Consider the following 15,480-nt stretch of genomic DNA (forward strand, 5'->3'; position numbering starts at 1 on the left):
CCTTAACATATATATACGGAAATGTTGAACTTGCGTCAGGACAATGCTTTGATCCGCACCAATAGCTCTTCAAAATGAAAAGGCTTGGTCAGATAATCGTCGGCTCCGCAATTGAAGCCTTCGATTTTATCTTGGATGGTACTAAGGGCTGTCAGCATCAAAATGGGAACATCTGTTTTGAGCCTCCGTACATGCTTGCATATTTCTGTTCCGTTTAGATGGGGGAGTACGCCGTCTAGAATAAGCATGTCAAAATCTTGTTCCATAGCTAGATTTAGGCCAGTAGCCCCGTCATAGGCGACCTGTACTTGGTGTCCGGCTTCGTGCAGTCCCTTTTTTATAAATTCGGCAACCCGAACTTCATCTTCTACTAAAAGTATATTCATAGCGATGTATCTGCTGTTTTCGTTAGCGAATTTGCTTTTTATTTGTCGAAAAAATCTCAACATTAGAAAAATCTAATGGGATTGTACAACTTTTGCTGACTTTTTTGTTTCTTACGATGTTTTTATGGTACTCTATTTTTACGTTTCTATGCTACAAGATTATTTACACCTTTTCCCGAATCATAATGAAAAAACTGTTCCGACAGTACGACTGTCGGAACAGTTTTTAGGGCGATATCCCAAGTTGCCAAGAGAGTATGCTGATTTTGTGGAATCCTTTTCGTTGCTCTCTAATAAATCGGATACGACTTGGTTTAATAGTGCTGGGGATTTCAACGGTAAAGAAGAAGGCGGGTTTCGTTGGGACGAATTCGAGCAGCAATCCTTAGTAGCTTTTGACGGGGATACGGTTGGTCAGGAGCAAGTGCGCGATTTTTGGAACCATCATATTCCGATAGTGCTTTCTGTCAAAAATGGATATAGTCATTTCTCGATGGGAGTGGGAGATCACAATCTTGGAAAAATCTATTTTGGAGAAGAACCCGATTATGAAGAGGTAGAATGGGTTGCGGATAGCTTTTTGGCGTTTATGGAAGCTTTGAAAACAGGGCAGCTGGCTGAAAAATATCAATACCTCTTCGCTTAATAAGGAAAATTTCGATAAAACCACTGGTTTCGGGGATTCTTTTCCTTCGCTTGTCTCCTTAGTTTTGCTTTTGTAATTCAATAATAGAATTCATCAAAGCGTTTAAAACTAAAAAATATAAAAAATGAAAAAACAACTATTGACAATCGCAGTGCTTTCTTCGTTGCTTTTTGCAGCCTGTGGAGAGAACAACAAAAAGACGGAGAATAATGCGCAGACTACAGAAGAGGCTGGAAAGAGCGGGGCCGCATCCGACAAAGGCGAATCAGAGCAGGGAGGTAATTTTCTGACCAATCGGGATGCATTGAAAAAAGCAGAAGCGGAATTGAAGGATATGCCTAAGTTCAAGGGTAAAGATGTTAAGGTGTTCCAGAATATTCACTTTTATGAGGATGGTCGTGTACAATTGGCTCTTCAGGATCCCGATAAACCTGAAAATATCGATGATTATCTATTCCAAGGTGGCAAGTGGCAAGAGCCTCAGGCTGTACAGATTTCGGGAGATGGCGATATGTCTGCCAATGTATTTCCATTGGGTACGCTCAAATTTGAGACGGTAGCTGATATTTATAAGCAGGTGGAGGAACAATCCAAGGAGGTGGAAGGTGCTAAAATCGATGGTCACATCTACTATAATCTAAATGTGATGCACCAAAGTGGGCAATGGATAACCGGAGTACAAGGGGCGCGTGGTCAGTACTCGGGGTATTTTAACGCAGATGGAAGCTTGAAAGAATTTAAGAAGAACTAAGGTTGCTTTGTTTTAATACTGTTCGTTAAAGAGGGGGCCATAACGGCTCCTTCTTTCGTATTTTCAGTCTCCTTGTTCCAGTATGTCATAAATACGTTGTGTAGGGCGTGCAATTACCCCTTTATTCCCCTTAATGATAATGGGGCGTTCCATCAATATAGGATATGAGAGTAATACATCTATCCATTCTTCATCGGATAATACTTTGCCTGCAAATTTCTCCTGGAACAACGGCTCTTTTGTTCGGATTAATTCTAGAGGTTTTAATTGTAGAATTTGTAATATGCCCGTTAGTTCTTCTTTATTCAGTGGATGATCGAGGTAATGAACGATATCTACGTTCGCCTGCTCTTTTGTGAGTAATTCCAATACCGAGCGGCTCTTGCTGCAGCTGTTGTTGTGGTATATGCTAATGGGGAGAGCTTTGCTCATTTGACTTTATGTGATGTTAATAATGTATTAAAAAGAGTAAGCAGTCTCACTTTTCGTTTCAGACAATACAAAATAAGTCTGGACCGTATTTACATGAGGGAGAACAGCTAGTTTATGCCTCAAAAATAAGTGGTAAGCATCCATATCTTTGGTCGCAATGCGGAGCATAAAGTCATAAGATCCTGCCATTTGGTAGCACTCCATAACTTCTGGGAATTTAGCTACTTCACGTTCGAATTCATTGAGGACTTCATAGGTGTGTGCTTTTAGAAATACCTGAGAAAACGAAATCAATCCGATGCCTATTTTATGACGGTCTAAAATAGCAACCGTTTTACGGATATATCCTGCGGCTTTAAGCTTTTTAACGCGTTCGTGCACAGCTGCTATGGATTTGTGTAGTTTTAAAGACAGCTCTTTGTTGCTGTAAGTTGCATCCTCTTGTAATAGTTTTAGTAACTTTCTGTCTGTTTGGTCTAATTCCATAACGTATTTTTTTTGGTGACGCTGCTAAATTACTATTTTAATCTGTATTTTTTATTGCTTTCCTTTTGTTGTTCGATAAAAATTATTGAATTATCAGTGTTGTGTTGAATATTATTTTGTTTTGTTAGATTTTTGCATAGTTTGATATGAAGACCATATTATAAACGGATAATAACTGTAAAAATAATTTATTAAAATAAATAATGATAGAGGAAACTACTTTTAGCAAATGTTTGTCTCCAGAGTTGGATAGTCGCTTTAAGCATTTGTGGTGTTTGGTTGGAAATACGCCTATGCTAGAATTGCAGTATGTGTATAAAGGTAAGCCTGGTAAGATTTATGTGAAATGTGAAAACTATAATCTTACCGGTAGTATCAAAGACCGTATGGCATTGTATATCCTTTATAAAGCCTATACAAATTGTCAGATCAGACCTGAAGATATGATTGTGGAAGCGACCAGTGGAAATACAGGGATCGCATTTTCAGCTATCGGTAAAGCACTGGGGCATGAGGTGAAAATCATTATGCCAAACTGGTTGAGTAAAGAACGTATCGATATTATCAAAAGTATGGGTGCTGAAATCCAATTGATCAGTAAGGAAGAAGGTGGCTTCTTAGGTAGTATCCGTCTTAGTGAAGAACTCGCTGCTCAGGGCGGTGTGTTTTTGCCAAGACAATTTGAGAACGAATACAATGCAGAGGCTCATGAGCTGACTACAGGTAAAGAGATTGCCTTACAGTTAGCTAGCAAAGGCTTGGTAGCAGATGCTTTCGTAGCTGGTGTGGGTACTGGCGGTACAGTAATGGGCGTGGGCAAACAGTTGAAAAACTATAACCCTGCGGTCAAAATTCATCCACTAGAGCCACAGGAAAGCCCTACCCTTACAACAGGTTACAAGGTTGGGGCACACCGTATTCAAGGTATCTCTGACGAGTTTATCCCTGCGATCGTTAAGTTGGACGAACTTGACTCAGTTGTTTGTGCTTCGGACGGCGATTCTATTATTATGGCGCAAAAATTAGCAGGTCAATTGGGTTTGGCAGTTGGCATTTCTTCCGGAGCCAATGTAATTGGAGCGATCAAGTTGAAAGAAGAGTTAGGTGATGATGCGGTTGTGGTTACCTTATTATGTGATGATAATAAGAAATATCTGAGTACAGACCTTGTTAAAGAACAGCCTGTAAAAGAAGGATATATTTCTACAGATTTAGATTTTTCTGGTTTTCAGCCAATTGCAAGATTGGAAAAGCCTTTGTTCGGTTCGAACATATTATAAAGATTTGTTTCAGCCTAAATTTATTTAGGTGTTGTTTGTGTTTGTGTGGTAAGCCGGGATTTTCGAGTCCCGGTGAGCCTCACTTAAATTGGTTTATTAAAAACTAATCCCTTTAAACTAAAATTATGAAAGCATTATTATATGTTTTTGCCGTTTCATTGCTACTGTTCTCTGCTATAGCTTTTGGCCAAGAGGTTGATAGTCTGGTCGATTTTAGCGATGTGTCATTCACTGATGGTGCGGCTTCTTCGGACAGCACGCAGCTTACAGCTGTTCCTGATGATCTTGTTTTTTCGGACGGACTGGACAGCAGCCAGAGTCAGGTCGATAGTACATCGATATCCAATGATACAGCGGGCGCAGTTGCTCCGACAGGTGCCGAAGGCGAGGACAAGTCCATGTGGGGTATCTTTATTGCTGGTCTTTTGGGTGGATTTGCGGCGTTCTTTATGCCTTGTATCTTCCCGATGGTACCTCTTACGGTGAGTTTCTTTACCAAGAAATCTGGAAGCCGTTCCCAGGCGATATCGCAGGCCTTTCTTTATGGCGTCTTTATCATCGTGATCTATGTTGCCTTAGGTATGTTGATTACGATTGCATTTGGTCCTGAAGCCCTGAACGAGCTGTCTACAAACGGTATCTTCAACTTCTTCTTCTTCCTGTTATTGGTTGTTTTTGCCGCATCTTTCTTAGGTGCTTTCGAGATAACACTTCCGAGTTCATTTGTCAACAAGATCGATGCGCAGTCGGACAAGGGTGGATTGATCGGTCTGTTCTTTATGTCGGCGAGTCTGGCAGTGGTATCCTTCTCTTGTACAGGTCCGATTATAGGTACTTTATTGGTAGAAGCAGCTACACGCGGTGAGCGCCTTGGTCCTGCGATCGGTATGTTGGGATTCTCCATTGCTTTGGCAGTTCCTTTCGTCCTTTTCGCAATGTTCCCTTCGATGTTGAAATCTATGCCTAAATCGGGCGGTTGGTTGAACAGTGTGAAGGTCGTTCTGGGATTCCTGGAATTGGCGTTGGCACTTAAATTCCTTTCCAACGTGGATCTGGCCTACAACTGGAACTTCTTGGACCGTGAGGTCTACCTAGCTCTGTGGATCGTTATATTCGGACTTTTGGGACTCTACCTGATCGGCAAGATCCAGTTCTCACACGACAGTGCATTACAGTTTCTGTCTATTCCGCGCACGATGATCGCCATCTTGGTCTTCTCTTTTGTGGTGTACATGGTTCCTGGATTATGGGGAGCGCCATTGAAAGCGATTTCGGCCTTCCTTCCTCCGATCGGAACACAGGATTTTGACCTGAATAATCTGACATTGAACGCAGCTGGTCCGGCACATACAGGCGGAGCGGAAGCCAATAGCCGTAAGCATTATACCTATTTCCACAGCAAGTCGACGATCAAAGGGTTGGATCCGTACTACGATTACGACGAAGCTCTGGCAGCAGCCAAGGAACAGAAGAAACCGTTATTGGTGGACTTTACGGGCTGGAACTGTGTCAACTGTCGTAAGATGGAGGCCGAGGTATGGAGCAGTCCGAAGATCAGGGCAATGCTCAATAACGAGTTTATTTTGGTCGAGCTGTATGTGGATGACAAGGTGTTGACGCTTCCAGAAAGCGAGCACTATGTGTCTGATAAAACAGGCAAGACCATCAATACCGTGAGCAAACGCAATGCTGATTTTCAGATTACCAAATTTGAAAGTAACTCACAACCGCTGTATGCTCTTTTGGACAATGAGGGTGAGCTGTTGGTTCCGACAAGCGGAGCCATCTACGATATCGAGAAGTATGGCGCTTTCCTACAATCGGGTATCGACGCTTTCAAAGCAAAATAGTACTTTACTAATTGTTTAATATATAGCCCCTTTTTCATGGAAATGTTAGAGGGGTTTTCTTATTTTAAGCGGCAGGACTATGGAGTCTATGCAACTTGGTTGCTGTCGGGATGCGCATAAATGAGTATTGTAATTAAACGCAAATTTCCCTAAGTTTGTTTATTATAATCCTTAAACCTTATAAATAATTCACTATGATTAAGAAATACGTTGCCTACTCGTTACTTTCTGGTTTTATTATCGCCGGATTCAGTGCTTGTGATGGAGCGGGAAAGAAAGCCGATAAAGAAGAGATCCATAATGCGGCTACGCAAACTATCCCTAAAGAAGCAGAGGGGCTGATCGGGCGATGGGATATTACGGTTGATAAAGAAGGAAAGCAAGTGCCTTCATGGCTTGAAGTCAAGCTTTCGGGGTTTAATGTACTCGTCGGTGCTTTCGTGGCAGATGCAGGAAGCAGTCGTCCCGTTTCGCATATCAAATTGGACAATGGTAAGTTTTCGTTTGATATTCCCCCACAATGGGAGGGCGGTGAAGGTGTATTCACTATCCAAGGTGAGTTGGTCGGCGAAGAGATAAAAGGAACTATAACCAGTAATAAAGGGAATGTTTTCAATTTCTCCGGAGTAAAGGCACCTTATCTGGTTCGTGAAGGCGAAGTTCAATGGGGTGAGCCTATTGAATTATTCAACGGTAAAGATTTGGCCGGATGGAAAATGTCCAGTGAAGATAATCAATGGGTGGTTAAAGATGGAATCCTTATTAACCAAAAGGCAGGTGCAAATTTAATAACCGAACAAAAGTTTGAAGACTTTAAGTTAACAGCTGAATTCCGTTATGCAGAAAAAGGTAATTCTGGAATTTATCTCCGTGGACGTTATGAGGTGCAGATTGAAGATTCTCCAAAGGACCGCCATCCCGGCGCACTGTATTACGGAGGCGTATATGGGTTTCTGGCACCTAATGAAATGGTTACGAATGGGCCTAACGAATGGAATACCTATGAGATTACGCTTCGCGGAAGGATGGTGACCATTGTGTCTAATGGTAAGACTATCATCAATAACCAAGAGATACCGGGGATAACGGGGGGAGCGTTGGATAGTAAAGAAGGAGAACCTGGGCCTATTTATCTGCAAGGAGACCATACTGGTGTTGAATTTAGAAAGATCAGTATCACGCCGGCAAAATAAACTGTTTAATCGTTTACAATGGTCTGTTGGGAGTATTCTTTATTGCTGGCAGACCATTTTTATTGTATTGCCATGCTACATATAAAACTTAGCTTGTGTGTTGTGTTTGTATTCATATTCGGAAGTTTTTCTGCTTTTGCTACGAAGGACTCTCTGATGATAGCGAAGATCTATGAGCATTCGTTCTATAGAGGCGAAGCTTATGAAAACCTTAGGTATCTGACCAAAAATATTGGGCATCGGATTGCAGGATCAGAACGGGTAGCTGAAGCCGTTGATTGGTCGAAAGGATTATTGGAGCAGTTGCCATTCGATAAAGTCTATTTGCAGGAGGTAAAAGTGCCTTATTGGGACCGCGGAGCTAAAGAGGAAGCTTATATCGTAGCAGATGGTCAAAAGTTAAATGTACTGGCGTTAGGTGGTTCAGTGGCTACACCTGGGGAAGGTATAGCAGCCGAGGTGATAGAAGTGGAGCTGCTGTCAGATTTACGTAAATACGGTGAAAACGTAAGCGGGAAGATTGTGTTTGTGAACAAACCTTGGGAGGAGTCCCTCGTGGAGACTGGGGTGGCTTATGGGTTAAATAGTGCACAGCGTAGCCGTGGTCCGGCTGAGGCTGCCAAGCTAGGGGCTATAGCTTATCTGTTTCGTTCGCTAGGCTCTGGAATAGATGATTACCCTCATACAGGTGGAACCCGATACGTAAAGGGAATTGATAGTATTCCAGCGATGGCCATATCAGCAGTCGGTGCAAATACGTTACATACAGCATTAGAGAAAGACCCCCGTCTTAAAGTCTTTCTACGGCAACATAGTGCCTGGAAGGGGGAGGTGCTTTCACATAATGTTATCGGCGAATGGAAAGGAACCGATCATCCCGAGAAGATTATTACTATTGGAGGACACTTGGATTCCTGGGATGTAGGAGAAGGTGCGCATGATAATGGTACAGGAACGATGGGGACATTAGATGCCTTGCGTACCTTAATGGCGTTAGGCTACAAGCCCAAGCATACCATACGCTTGGTTTTTTATATGAACGAGGAAAATGGGGTACATGGTGCTTTGCAATACGGTTTACAATCTCAACAGAACGGTGAACAATTGATTGCTGCAATTGAAAGTGATGCTGGAGGATTTGCTCCTCGAGGTTTTGATATCAAAGGCGGACCCGAAACCGTGGCTTGGATTCAGCGTAGTTGGAAGCCGTTGTTTGAAGAACCTTATTGGGTTTCTAGGTTTTTACCGGGGAGTCCGGGTGTAGACTCTGGTGTGTGGGGTAAGCATTATCCCAGTGCATTGATGTTTAACTTTAGACCTGATCCTCATCGCTATTTTGATTTACATCATACCGCCAAGGATGTTTTTGAGGCCGTGGATAAGCGCGAACTACAATCAGGGGTTGCCGCATTGGCATCATTACTGTATTTGGTGGATACGCATTACGAGGCTTTACCGAAATAAGCTGTTTCCACTATAGTCCGATATGTACAACTACAATATCTGAATTACGATAAGAAGGGTGGTAGGATGAAATACTGCCACTTTCCTTATAGTATCGTAGCTCTTCGTATACGGTGTCTCTAAGAATGCCTTTTCCCCTCCCATGAATAAATTCGATCTGCGTATACTCCCAGTATATCGCTGCATCTAGGTTGTCCCGTAGTTTTTCAAGAGAAAGGCCAAGGAGCTCGTCGTTATCATAGTCTTCAAAATTTGCAATAGAATCGGCATGCAGATCTACGACTTTGGGTGGGCGGGGCAGCGTACGGGACATTCTGGTTAAGAGATTAAAAGATAATCGATTTGTCCGGATTATTCTGTATATAATCCAGTTTGCTTTGAAACATTACTGCCATTTTCTGTGCTCGCCATTTTGCTTCCTCGGCCTTTTCTCCGATGAATAAGCTATCTACCGTGCTGTTAAATAATACCAGCCATTGTGCAAAGTGTTGTTTGCCGATTGGCAGGTGAGCATGGGGGGGGAATGGGCGTCCATCGTAAGTGTATTCACCCAGTAGTAATGTCTGCCAAAATTTATACATCTTGGCAAGATGTTCAGGCCATCTGTCCTGTATATTTTGGTTGAAAATAATACCGAGCATTTCATCCTCACGGATATGACCGTAAAACGTGTCTACAAGTAGTTTGACGTCATCCAAGGTTGTGATATCTTTCTTTTCCATTGCACATCTATTTTAGCACAGGATAAAGTTCTTCATTTTTTCTCATATTGTCGTCAGAATAACGTCTGTATTTGTCTAATCCATAACTGTTGTAAAATTATTTGTCAAAAAATCAGCGTATTGGCTATTATTTTGACTTTTAGACTTTGAATATTCGAAACTGCTTCCTATATTTGCATCACTTTAAAGGTGATACCTTTTCGGGGTGTAGCGTAGCCCGGTATCGCGCCACATTTGGGATGTGGAGGTCGTAGGTTCGAATCCTGCCACCCCGACAAAAAAGCTCTAACGAAAGTTGGAGTTTTTTTCGTTTAGGGGTTGGCTGATGAGAACCGTGGTTCGATCCGAAGGAAATTCATGGATGTGTTTGGGGCTGTGGGTCTGAAGCAATCCTGCTGCTCCCCACTCACTGTAGGTTAGTTTTACCTCATTCAGCGGCCAAATAATGCGTGTGGAAGAGTGCTTAGAAGGAAACCCAAATACCAAAATAGCTATATATCAAGTTCCTGTAGGAAAAGATGGGAAAATCTCACTTTGATATTTTTTGAACTTCATATAAATAAGTGTTTCATAATTCTCTCCATATTTAAAATAATCCTGAAAACGACCATATTCCACAAAACCGATTTTCGTATACATATATAGCGCAGCTTTATTCCGCTCTACCACAGCTATTTTTATTTGCTCCAATATTTCGATGTTATCAAACGCTAGTTTAATAGTGTTTAGTAATAGGGTCTGTCCAATTTTCATACCGCTGTATCTAGGTGAGACATACATACTGCTAACTTCACCAAGATGACTGTTTTTTGTTCTTTTTTCATGGATGAAACCACAGATACCAATCAGTTTTTCTTTTTTAAAAGCTCCCATTAAAAAATCAGTATTGTTGTTCTGTAGAATAACTTTGTCAAACTTAAAGTTCGATGATTCGAGTTGATCTTCATAAAGTGTACCAAAATTTTGTGGAAAATCTTTCAAGCAGCACAGCCGTAACTTATGATATTGTTCGATCTCATTACGATGTACTATTCGATAAGTAATATCTTCTTTCATTGATTTAATTTTTTTATTTTAACAATCTCTTAACGAAGCTCGTTTAGCATCTAGATATTCCAAGTGGCATGCTCCGAATTTACGTTATTTATTCTTTAACAGAATTATATGGATTCAATTTAAAAGTGACTTTTTGGGGATGGAATAATTCTTAATTCTTTCCAGAATTAAGAATTTAAAAAAATTGTCGCATTAAAAAATGAACTTTTGAATGCCTACAAAAAGTAAGTCATATTAGAATCTCTTTAAACTCCGTATCGTTATAAAATGATGTTTTCATTCCTGTTGATAGCTAGTTGGGTTACTTTTTCTGCATAGGTATCTCCCCACGATTCCATTGCCTCAATAACAGTTAATAGCGTCTTTCCGAAAGTGGTTAGCTTATATTCCACATGCAAGGGGTACCCATCGAAAACCTCTTTCTCAATAATCTCAAAATCCATGAGTTCGGAAAGTTGCTGATTTATTACTCTTAAACTAACCTGCTTAATAGCTTTGTGTATATGGGCAGGCCTATTGACACCATTGGCTATGGAATCGATTATGCAAGGCTTCCATTTTCCACCAATAACCTTCATCGTTACTGAAACACCATAGTCAAGTGTTTGGGGAATTTTATTTATATACATCTGTTTGATTTTTAACCTAGGGTTCTCTTTCAAAGATAAGGAATAAACTCAACGCCTTTTTGTTTTAATATAGTGATAATATTGTCTATAGGATTCTTTTAGCCCTTATTTTACATCATTTTTAGTTGAGATACCTTTGCTTAAAACTAATAATATATGAAATATCTATTTCTACTTGGGGCAATCATATCCGAATTAATTGGCGCAATTGCTACACGGCAATCTAATGGCTTTACAAAATTGATTCCATCCTGTATTGCAGTATTCGGTGTGGTAGGAGCATATTATTTACTGTCACTTTCCTTAAAAGGAGGATTGTCTATAGGGGTTGCATACGGAATCTGGGCAGCATTGGGAATTTCTATTCTTGCTATCATTGGTGTTTTTTTCTTCAAAGAGAATTTAACTTTTTTACAGATCGTGGGTATAGGATTTATTATTATTGGAGTACTGGCGTTAGAGCTTGGAAAAATTTCGTAAAGCGTTTCAATTGGGCTTTAATAGAAGAACAACGCTGAACCAAAAGGAACAGCGTTGACCTTTTTTAAATGTGATTAGGATGATAATCAATTGGAACAAATCTTAGCATTTCTATAAAGCACCTTAGGAACTGTGCAGGAGACAATGAGGATACTGGTTTATCCAATTCCAGATCGTAACTACTTGCAAGATATCTAACCTGCTGCTTTCTGAAAAGTTTTTTTAAAACAGTTTTTAAGGGTAAATCTGGAAATTTCATCATAAAATGAAGAAAGCTAAGGTATTTTTCCTTCATTTCTACACTAATATTATTTATACATTTCTTTTTGCTAATTTTGACTAAAGCCGATGTTACAGTTGGTGGTGGTAAGAAGCTTTTCGGGTTGATTTCATATATAATCCCTACATCAAAAAATGTATGATAGAAGACTGTGTAGGGATTGAAATACTTTTTACTAACGAGTTTTTGAGCTGTTTCTAATTGCATTATCAAGCAACCTTTTTTGAAAAATTCAATATTGCTGTACATCAGGGATTTAAGGATTTCGGAAGTTAAAGCAAAAGGTATATTGGAAACTACTTTAAAACTTTTCTGTGGACTTAAAAACTTTCTATAGTCCATCCCGACAATGACAATATTATCAGTAGTTCTAAATTTTGATTGTAATTCAGAAACTAAACGTCTATCGTTCTCAATGGCTATGACACTTTTAGAGTGTTTAACCAAATGTATCGTCAAAAATCCAGAGCCTGCACCAATGTCTAAAACAATATCTTCTTTTTGCACATCTGCCAACCGAATGGCGTCTTTTATTAGTATGGTATCAATTGTAAAGTGTTGACCTGTAAACCTAACGGGTAAGCTACGCTTTTTCATTATATAATTCTTTGAATAATTACTGAATAGAAGAGATAATCGCAAAGAGCGACAGACAGCATTATCCAACAGAATCAAATAACCAGACTTCTCCGATAAGGAATAGCCAACCATCAGTTGATGATCCAATAAATATTAAGGAAATTTTAGATAACTTTTAGACCGTCTATCGCTTAGATAGCAGTCCATAGTTTTGTAAAGCAAGCGCAACAATTCACACCCATATCAATTATTAATATGTTCAAAAATATATGATACGAGTCTAAAAAACAATGTATTTTAACTTTTTTATCGATAATGGAGCTTCTTAACAGCACTGAGTTAAAACTAACGTGTTATGGTAACCCTATCATTTTGGCACTAGTTCAAGACTTTTATCAGTTATGGATATTCAAAAAAAATAAATAAAGAGTCTATGGCTCTCGGTATCAGTGAAAAATAAAAAAAAAATGATGTCGCTTTAATTCTTTTTGAAAATTTAACTTGATATTTTCGGGGTACATAAAAATAGAAACGCTCATCCTAAATATTAAAGCTCTTAAAATAAATTGATGTGAAATTGTTTCTGATAAATTCATTTTGTTCATGATACTTATTGGTGCGTTGTACCACAATGTGTGATCTACGATCATTATGGCTTCAGCATATTTTTTAGGAAAAAAAGATGGAGTGAAATCTATAATACAAGTTGAGCCATTTTCGTTTATAAGAATATTTCCGGCTAAATCAGTATGGATTAATTGTTTGGGGACATATATAGTCTTTCTGAGGTTAAGTAGAAGTTTTAATTCTTTAGGTAAATTTACATACGACTCTTTAGCCTAAGCCAAATGATGCACTTTTTTCTATGGATTATTTAGTTTTTCAAATATGAAAGCAGGGGCAGTTATATCTTTTAAACTTTCATTAAGTTTTCTACATAAGTTAAGACCTCGATCAATATCGTATGTGTGTCCGATATTATTAAAAAATAAAGTCCTTCCTACATCATCTTAATAGTAATTCCCCTTAATAATTTCATGTTTTCAGTATACTGCAAGTTATGCAGATATTTTTGTTTATTATAATTAGAGGTGACTGTTTAATATCTCAAAACCAAATCTTACTTCCAAAAAACAAGCAGTATCTACAAGTTCTGTATATGCATCTTATACATTTGAGGCCTAAGTTGATTAGAATATGAAAATAACTGTTTGTACATTAGATTTCTAAAAGTACTGCACTGGAAACTAAGTTCATTCTGTTTTTTCTTTTCTACTTTTTTCAATATCAGCTGTCTTATAAAGAGCTTCCGGAATGTTGGATAATTTAGAATAATTTATTTCTTTTCCAAAACCATAGAACTTTTGGAAACTCATAATTAATGGCCTCCATTTATCTGGATCTACTCGATTTTCATCCCCTTCCATTAATATCGATTCTTCCAAGTGGATACGTACAATGCGGAGTTCTATGATCAAAATTCTCCCTTTCATTTCTGGGTCTTCCTCTGCCAATGGATGAATGTTTGATACAATAGCTTCAAGCTGGACAGGACATTCGCTTACCATTGGTGAAGAAACAATATCGCCCGGTACCGGGGTGAGTCCTGCTTTTTCAAATTTACTTGGTTCAAAATAATATCCGCGCTTTCTCTTGCCTTCAGGGACTGGGTTCCTACCTGTTGTAAACACGAGATTGTTGATATTCTCACTTTGAGCTGCGGAAGGAAGGTTGATTACGCATTCTTTGTTACGGATGATGTTTTTGGTAGTCTGGGATTCCGCAGATATACCTATGACACAACGCCACCCCAGCCAGAAAACGGAAGATATTGGTGCTAGATTATAGGTGTTATTTTCATTTAATGAGCCTATTAAAATGACTGGTGTACCAAAGTATAAAATGGACGGCTCTGATATTTTGTGCATTCTATTGTTAATTAAGTTTAAACGAATATCTCCATAAGTTTATAGTAAACAAATCCGTTTCTTGCGGACTTTTCTCATTATCCCAATCCACCTGATCGATAGCTTTAATTCTGCTTCCATTTTACGCCTAAAATAAGGAATAGTGTGCCGATCAATAGCACTGCGTAAGCAGTCCCCAGCATCGGCTGACTCTCTATCTTTAGGGTGTTTACAAAGACGGAACTGACTATCGCGGTTATGATGGAAAAACCTCCACCTAATAGTCCCGCAGATTTTCCTGCATATTTGGGAAATCGCGTTAAACCATAGGACATAAAATTGTTAAAAATAAAACCACTGCAAACGTGTAGGCATATAACATATAACAAAAGCGTAAAAATATTGGCATAATACCAGCTTAGAGGAATCAGAACAACCAGAAAAGCAATCGCCATACCATTGACCCGCAGAACTTTTTTATAGAGTGGTTTTTGAATAAATATCCGTGATAATAATCCCCCACTGAATACGCATACACCTGAAAGCAGTGCACAGTACCCGGTAAAAGTAGCAGAATATCCCAGCTGGCGCTCAATTAGAAATGGACTGGCCATACCGTATACTATTAGTATGGCATACAAAAGTCCTATTATCAATAAACTTGCCGTAAAATCCGGTGTACCGATCATCTTTTTGTAGCTATGGAACGTATCTGATAAGCGAAAAGCCTGAGCTTCTTTCATGGTCTCGCCCCCGGAGATTAGTTCAATTACGAATATTAGAAAGCCGTATCCTCCTAAAAATATAAAATTGGACTCCCAGCCCCAACGTGTCTGAAAAAATCCTCCTAAGAAAGGAGCGACAATGGGAGCAAGTGCCCACACGACTGAAAACATACTGGTATATTTCTTTAAACGGGTACCACTAAATAAGTCTACGAAATAAGCCCGTTTACTCACGGCGATCACACCGGATGCTATCCCCTGAATAATGCGCATGGCATAAATAAAGTAAATATGATCGCTATATGCGATACCCAGACTTGCCATACTGAATAGAAAAAGGGAGAATAGGCATGGTAGATATCTTCCATACCGATCTATCAATCCACCGATCATAAATTGGGTGATGCCATAACTTATAATGAAAATAGGTAGGGTTAACTGGATAGCTGAAGGTGAAACATTTAGCTGTAAGGCCATATCAGGTAACGAGGGGATGTAGATATCCATAGCCAGTCCTGATATCGGAAGCAGACTGAATGCGATAAATGTATTCCAGCGCTCATTGCTCTGGTCTACTCTTCTGAGGGTAAATGAATTTTTCATTTAGCAAAATT

The 15,480-nt window shown here is 39.4% G+C and carries 17 protein-coding genes and 1 tRNA gene; 8 read left to right on the plus strand and 10 right to left on the minus strand.

Annotation, left to right across the window (positions count from 1 at the left end):
• Positions 1-35 precede the first annotated feature (35 nt).
• A complete protein-coding gene (locus JKG61_RS14205) occupies positions 36-386 on the minus strand; it encodes a response regulator transcription factor (RefSeq protein WP_202103621.1) in 351 nt (116 codons plus the stop codon).
• A gap of 148 nt (positions 387-534) precedes the next feature.
• Here JKG61_RS14205 and JKG61_RS14210 point away from each other — a divergent pair, with 148 nt between their 5' ends.
• Both JKG61_RS14210 and JKG61_RS14215 read left to right on the plus strand, forming a co-directional pair.
• On the plus strand, positions 535-1,032 hold the full coding sequence (locus JKG61_RS14210) for a hypothetical protein (protein ID WP_202103622.1): 498 nt from the start codon (positions 535-537) through the stop codon (positions 1,030-1,032).
• Between the two features lie 124 nt (positions 1,033-1,156).
• Positions 1,157-1,783: a hypothetical protein gene (locus tag JKG61_RS14215; protein WP_202103623.1), complete on the plus strand. Its 627-nt coding sequence runs from the start codon at positions 1,157-1,159 to the stop codon at positions 1,781-1,783.
• A 63-nt stretch (positions 1,784-1,846) separates the two neighbouring features.
• Here the strand turns inward: JKG61_RS14215 and JKG61_RS14220 are convergent, their stop codons facing one another.
• Positions 1,847-2,215 (minus strand): ArsC/Spx/MgsR family protein, encoded by a 369-nt coding sequence (locus JKG61_RS14220; protein WP_202103624.1) that lies wholly within the window; start codon positions 2,213-2,215, stop codon positions 1,847-1,849.
• Between the two features lie 27 nt (positions 2,216-2,242).
• The gene (locus tag JKG61_RS14225) at positions 2,243-2,701 is read right to left on the minus strand and encodes an Lrp/AsnC family transcriptional regulator (RefSeq protein ID WP_202103625.1); all 459 of its coding nucleotides are present in this window, start codon (positions 2,699-2,701) and stop codon (positions 2,243-2,245) included.
• A gap of 203 nt (positions 2,702-2,904) precedes the next feature.
• Between JKG61_RS14225 and JKG61_RS14230 the strand changes: the two genes are divergently transcribed.
• The 4 genes from JKG61_RS14230 (at position 2,905) to JKG61_RS14245 (ending at position 8,488) form a co-directional block, all read left to right on the plus strand.
• A complete protein-coding gene (locus JKG61_RS14230; RefSeq protein WP_202103626.1) occupies positions 2,905-3,981 on the plus strand; it encodes a PLP-dependent cysteine synthase family protein in 1,077 nt (358 codons plus the stop codon).
• A gap of 125 nt (positions 3,982-4,106) precedes the next feature.
• The gene (locus tag JKG61_RS14235; RefSeq protein WP_202103627.1) at positions 4,107-5,831 is read left to right on the plus strand and encodes a protein-disulfide reductase DsbD family protein; all 1,725 of its coding nucleotides are present in this window, start codon (positions 4,107-4,109) and stop codon (positions 5,829-5,831) included.
• Between the two features lie 194 nt (positions 5,832-6,025).
• Entirely contained in the window at positions 6,026-7,024 is a 999-nt protein-coding gene (locus JKG61_RS14240) for a 3-keto-disaccharide hydrolase (RefSeq protein ID WP_202103628.1), read from the plus strand.
• Positions 7,025-7,096: 72 nt separating this feature from the next.
• A complete protein-coding gene (locus JKG61_RS14245) occupies positions 7,097-8,488 on the plus strand; it encodes a M20/M25/M40 family metallo-hydrolase (RefSeq protein WP_202103629.1) in 1,392 nt (463 codons plus the stop codon).
• A gap of 10 nt (positions 8,489-8,498) precedes the next feature.
• Here JKG61_RS14245 and JKG61_RS14250 read toward each other — a convergent pair whose 3' ends face one another.
• On the minus strand, positions 8,499-8,801 hold the full coding sequence (locus JKG61_RS14250) for a Smr/MutS family protein (protein WP_202103630.1): 303 nt from the start codon (positions 8,799-8,801) through the stop codon (positions 8,499-8,501).
• A 13-nt stretch (positions 8,802-8,814) separates the two neighbouring features.
• A complete protein-coding gene (locus JKG61_RS14255) occupies positions 8,815-9,210 on the minus strand; it encodes a group III truncated hemoglobin (RefSeq protein ID WP_202103631.1) in 396 nt (131 codons plus the stop codon).
• Positions 9,211-9,411: 201 nt separating this feature from the next.
• Here JKG61_RS14255 and JKG61_RS14260 point away from each other — a divergent pair.
• A tRNA-Pro gene (locus tag JKG61_RS14260) sits at positions 9,412-9,485 on the plus strand.
• A gap of 223 nt (positions 9,486-9,708) precedes the next feature.
• Here the strand turns inward: JKG61_RS14260 and JKG61_RS14265 are convergent.
• Positions 9,709-10,266: a GNAT family N-acetyltransferase gene (locus JKG61_RS14265; protein ID WP_202103632.1), complete on the minus strand. Its 558-nt coding sequence runs from the start codon at positions 10,264-10,266 to the stop codon at positions 9,709-9,711.
• A 260-nt stretch (positions 10,267-10,526) separates the two neighbouring features.
• Positions 10,527-10,895: a winged helix-turn-helix transcriptional regulator gene (locus tag JKG61_RS14270; RefSeq protein WP_202103633.1), complete on the minus strand. Its 369-nt coding sequence runs from the start codon at positions 10,893-10,895 to the stop codon at positions 10,527-10,529.
• 156 nt (positions 10,896-11,051) lie between these two features.
• On the opposite strand from JKG61_RS14270, the gene JKG61_RS14275 reads away from it, so the two are divergent.
• On the plus strand, positions 11,052-11,375 hold the full coding sequence (locus tag JKG61_RS14275; RefSeq protein ID WP_202103634.1) for a DMT family transporter: 324 nt from the start codon (positions 11,052-11,054) through the stop codon (positions 11,373-11,375).
• A gap of 64 nt (positions 11,376-11,439) precedes the next feature.
• Here the strand turns inward: JKG61_RS14275 and erm are convergent, their stop codons facing one another.
• The 3 genes from erm to JKG61_RS14290 form a co-directional block, all read right to left on the minus strand.
• A complete protein-coding gene (gene erm, locus JKG61_RS14280; RefSeq protein ID WP_202103635.1) occupies positions 11,440-12,252 on the minus strand; it encodes a 23S ribosomal RNA methyltransferase Erm in 813 nt (270 codons plus the stop codon).
• 1,235 nt (positions 12,253-13,487) lie between these two features.
• Positions 13,488-14,162 carry a flavin reductase family protein gene (locus tag JKG61_RS14285; RefSeq protein WP_202103636.1) on the minus strand — a complete coding sequence of 225 codons (675 nt, stop codon included), beginning with the start codon at positions 14,160-14,162 and terminating at the stop codon, positions 13,488-13,490.
• Positions 14,163-14,266: 104 nt separating this feature from the next.
• Positions 14,267-15,469, minus strand: coding sequence for an MFS transporter (locus JKG61_RS14290; RefSeq protein WP_202103637.1), 1,203 nt, complete (start codon positions 15,467-15,469; stop codon positions 14,267-14,269).
• Between the last annotated feature and the right edge of the window lie 11 nt (positions 15,470-15,480).

The organism is Sphingobacterium faecale (assembly GCF_016746095.1).
Taxonomy (GTDB): domain Bacteria; phylum Bacteroidota; class Bacteroidia; order Sphingobacteriales; family Sphingobacteriaceae; genus Sphingobacterium; species Sphingobacterium faecale.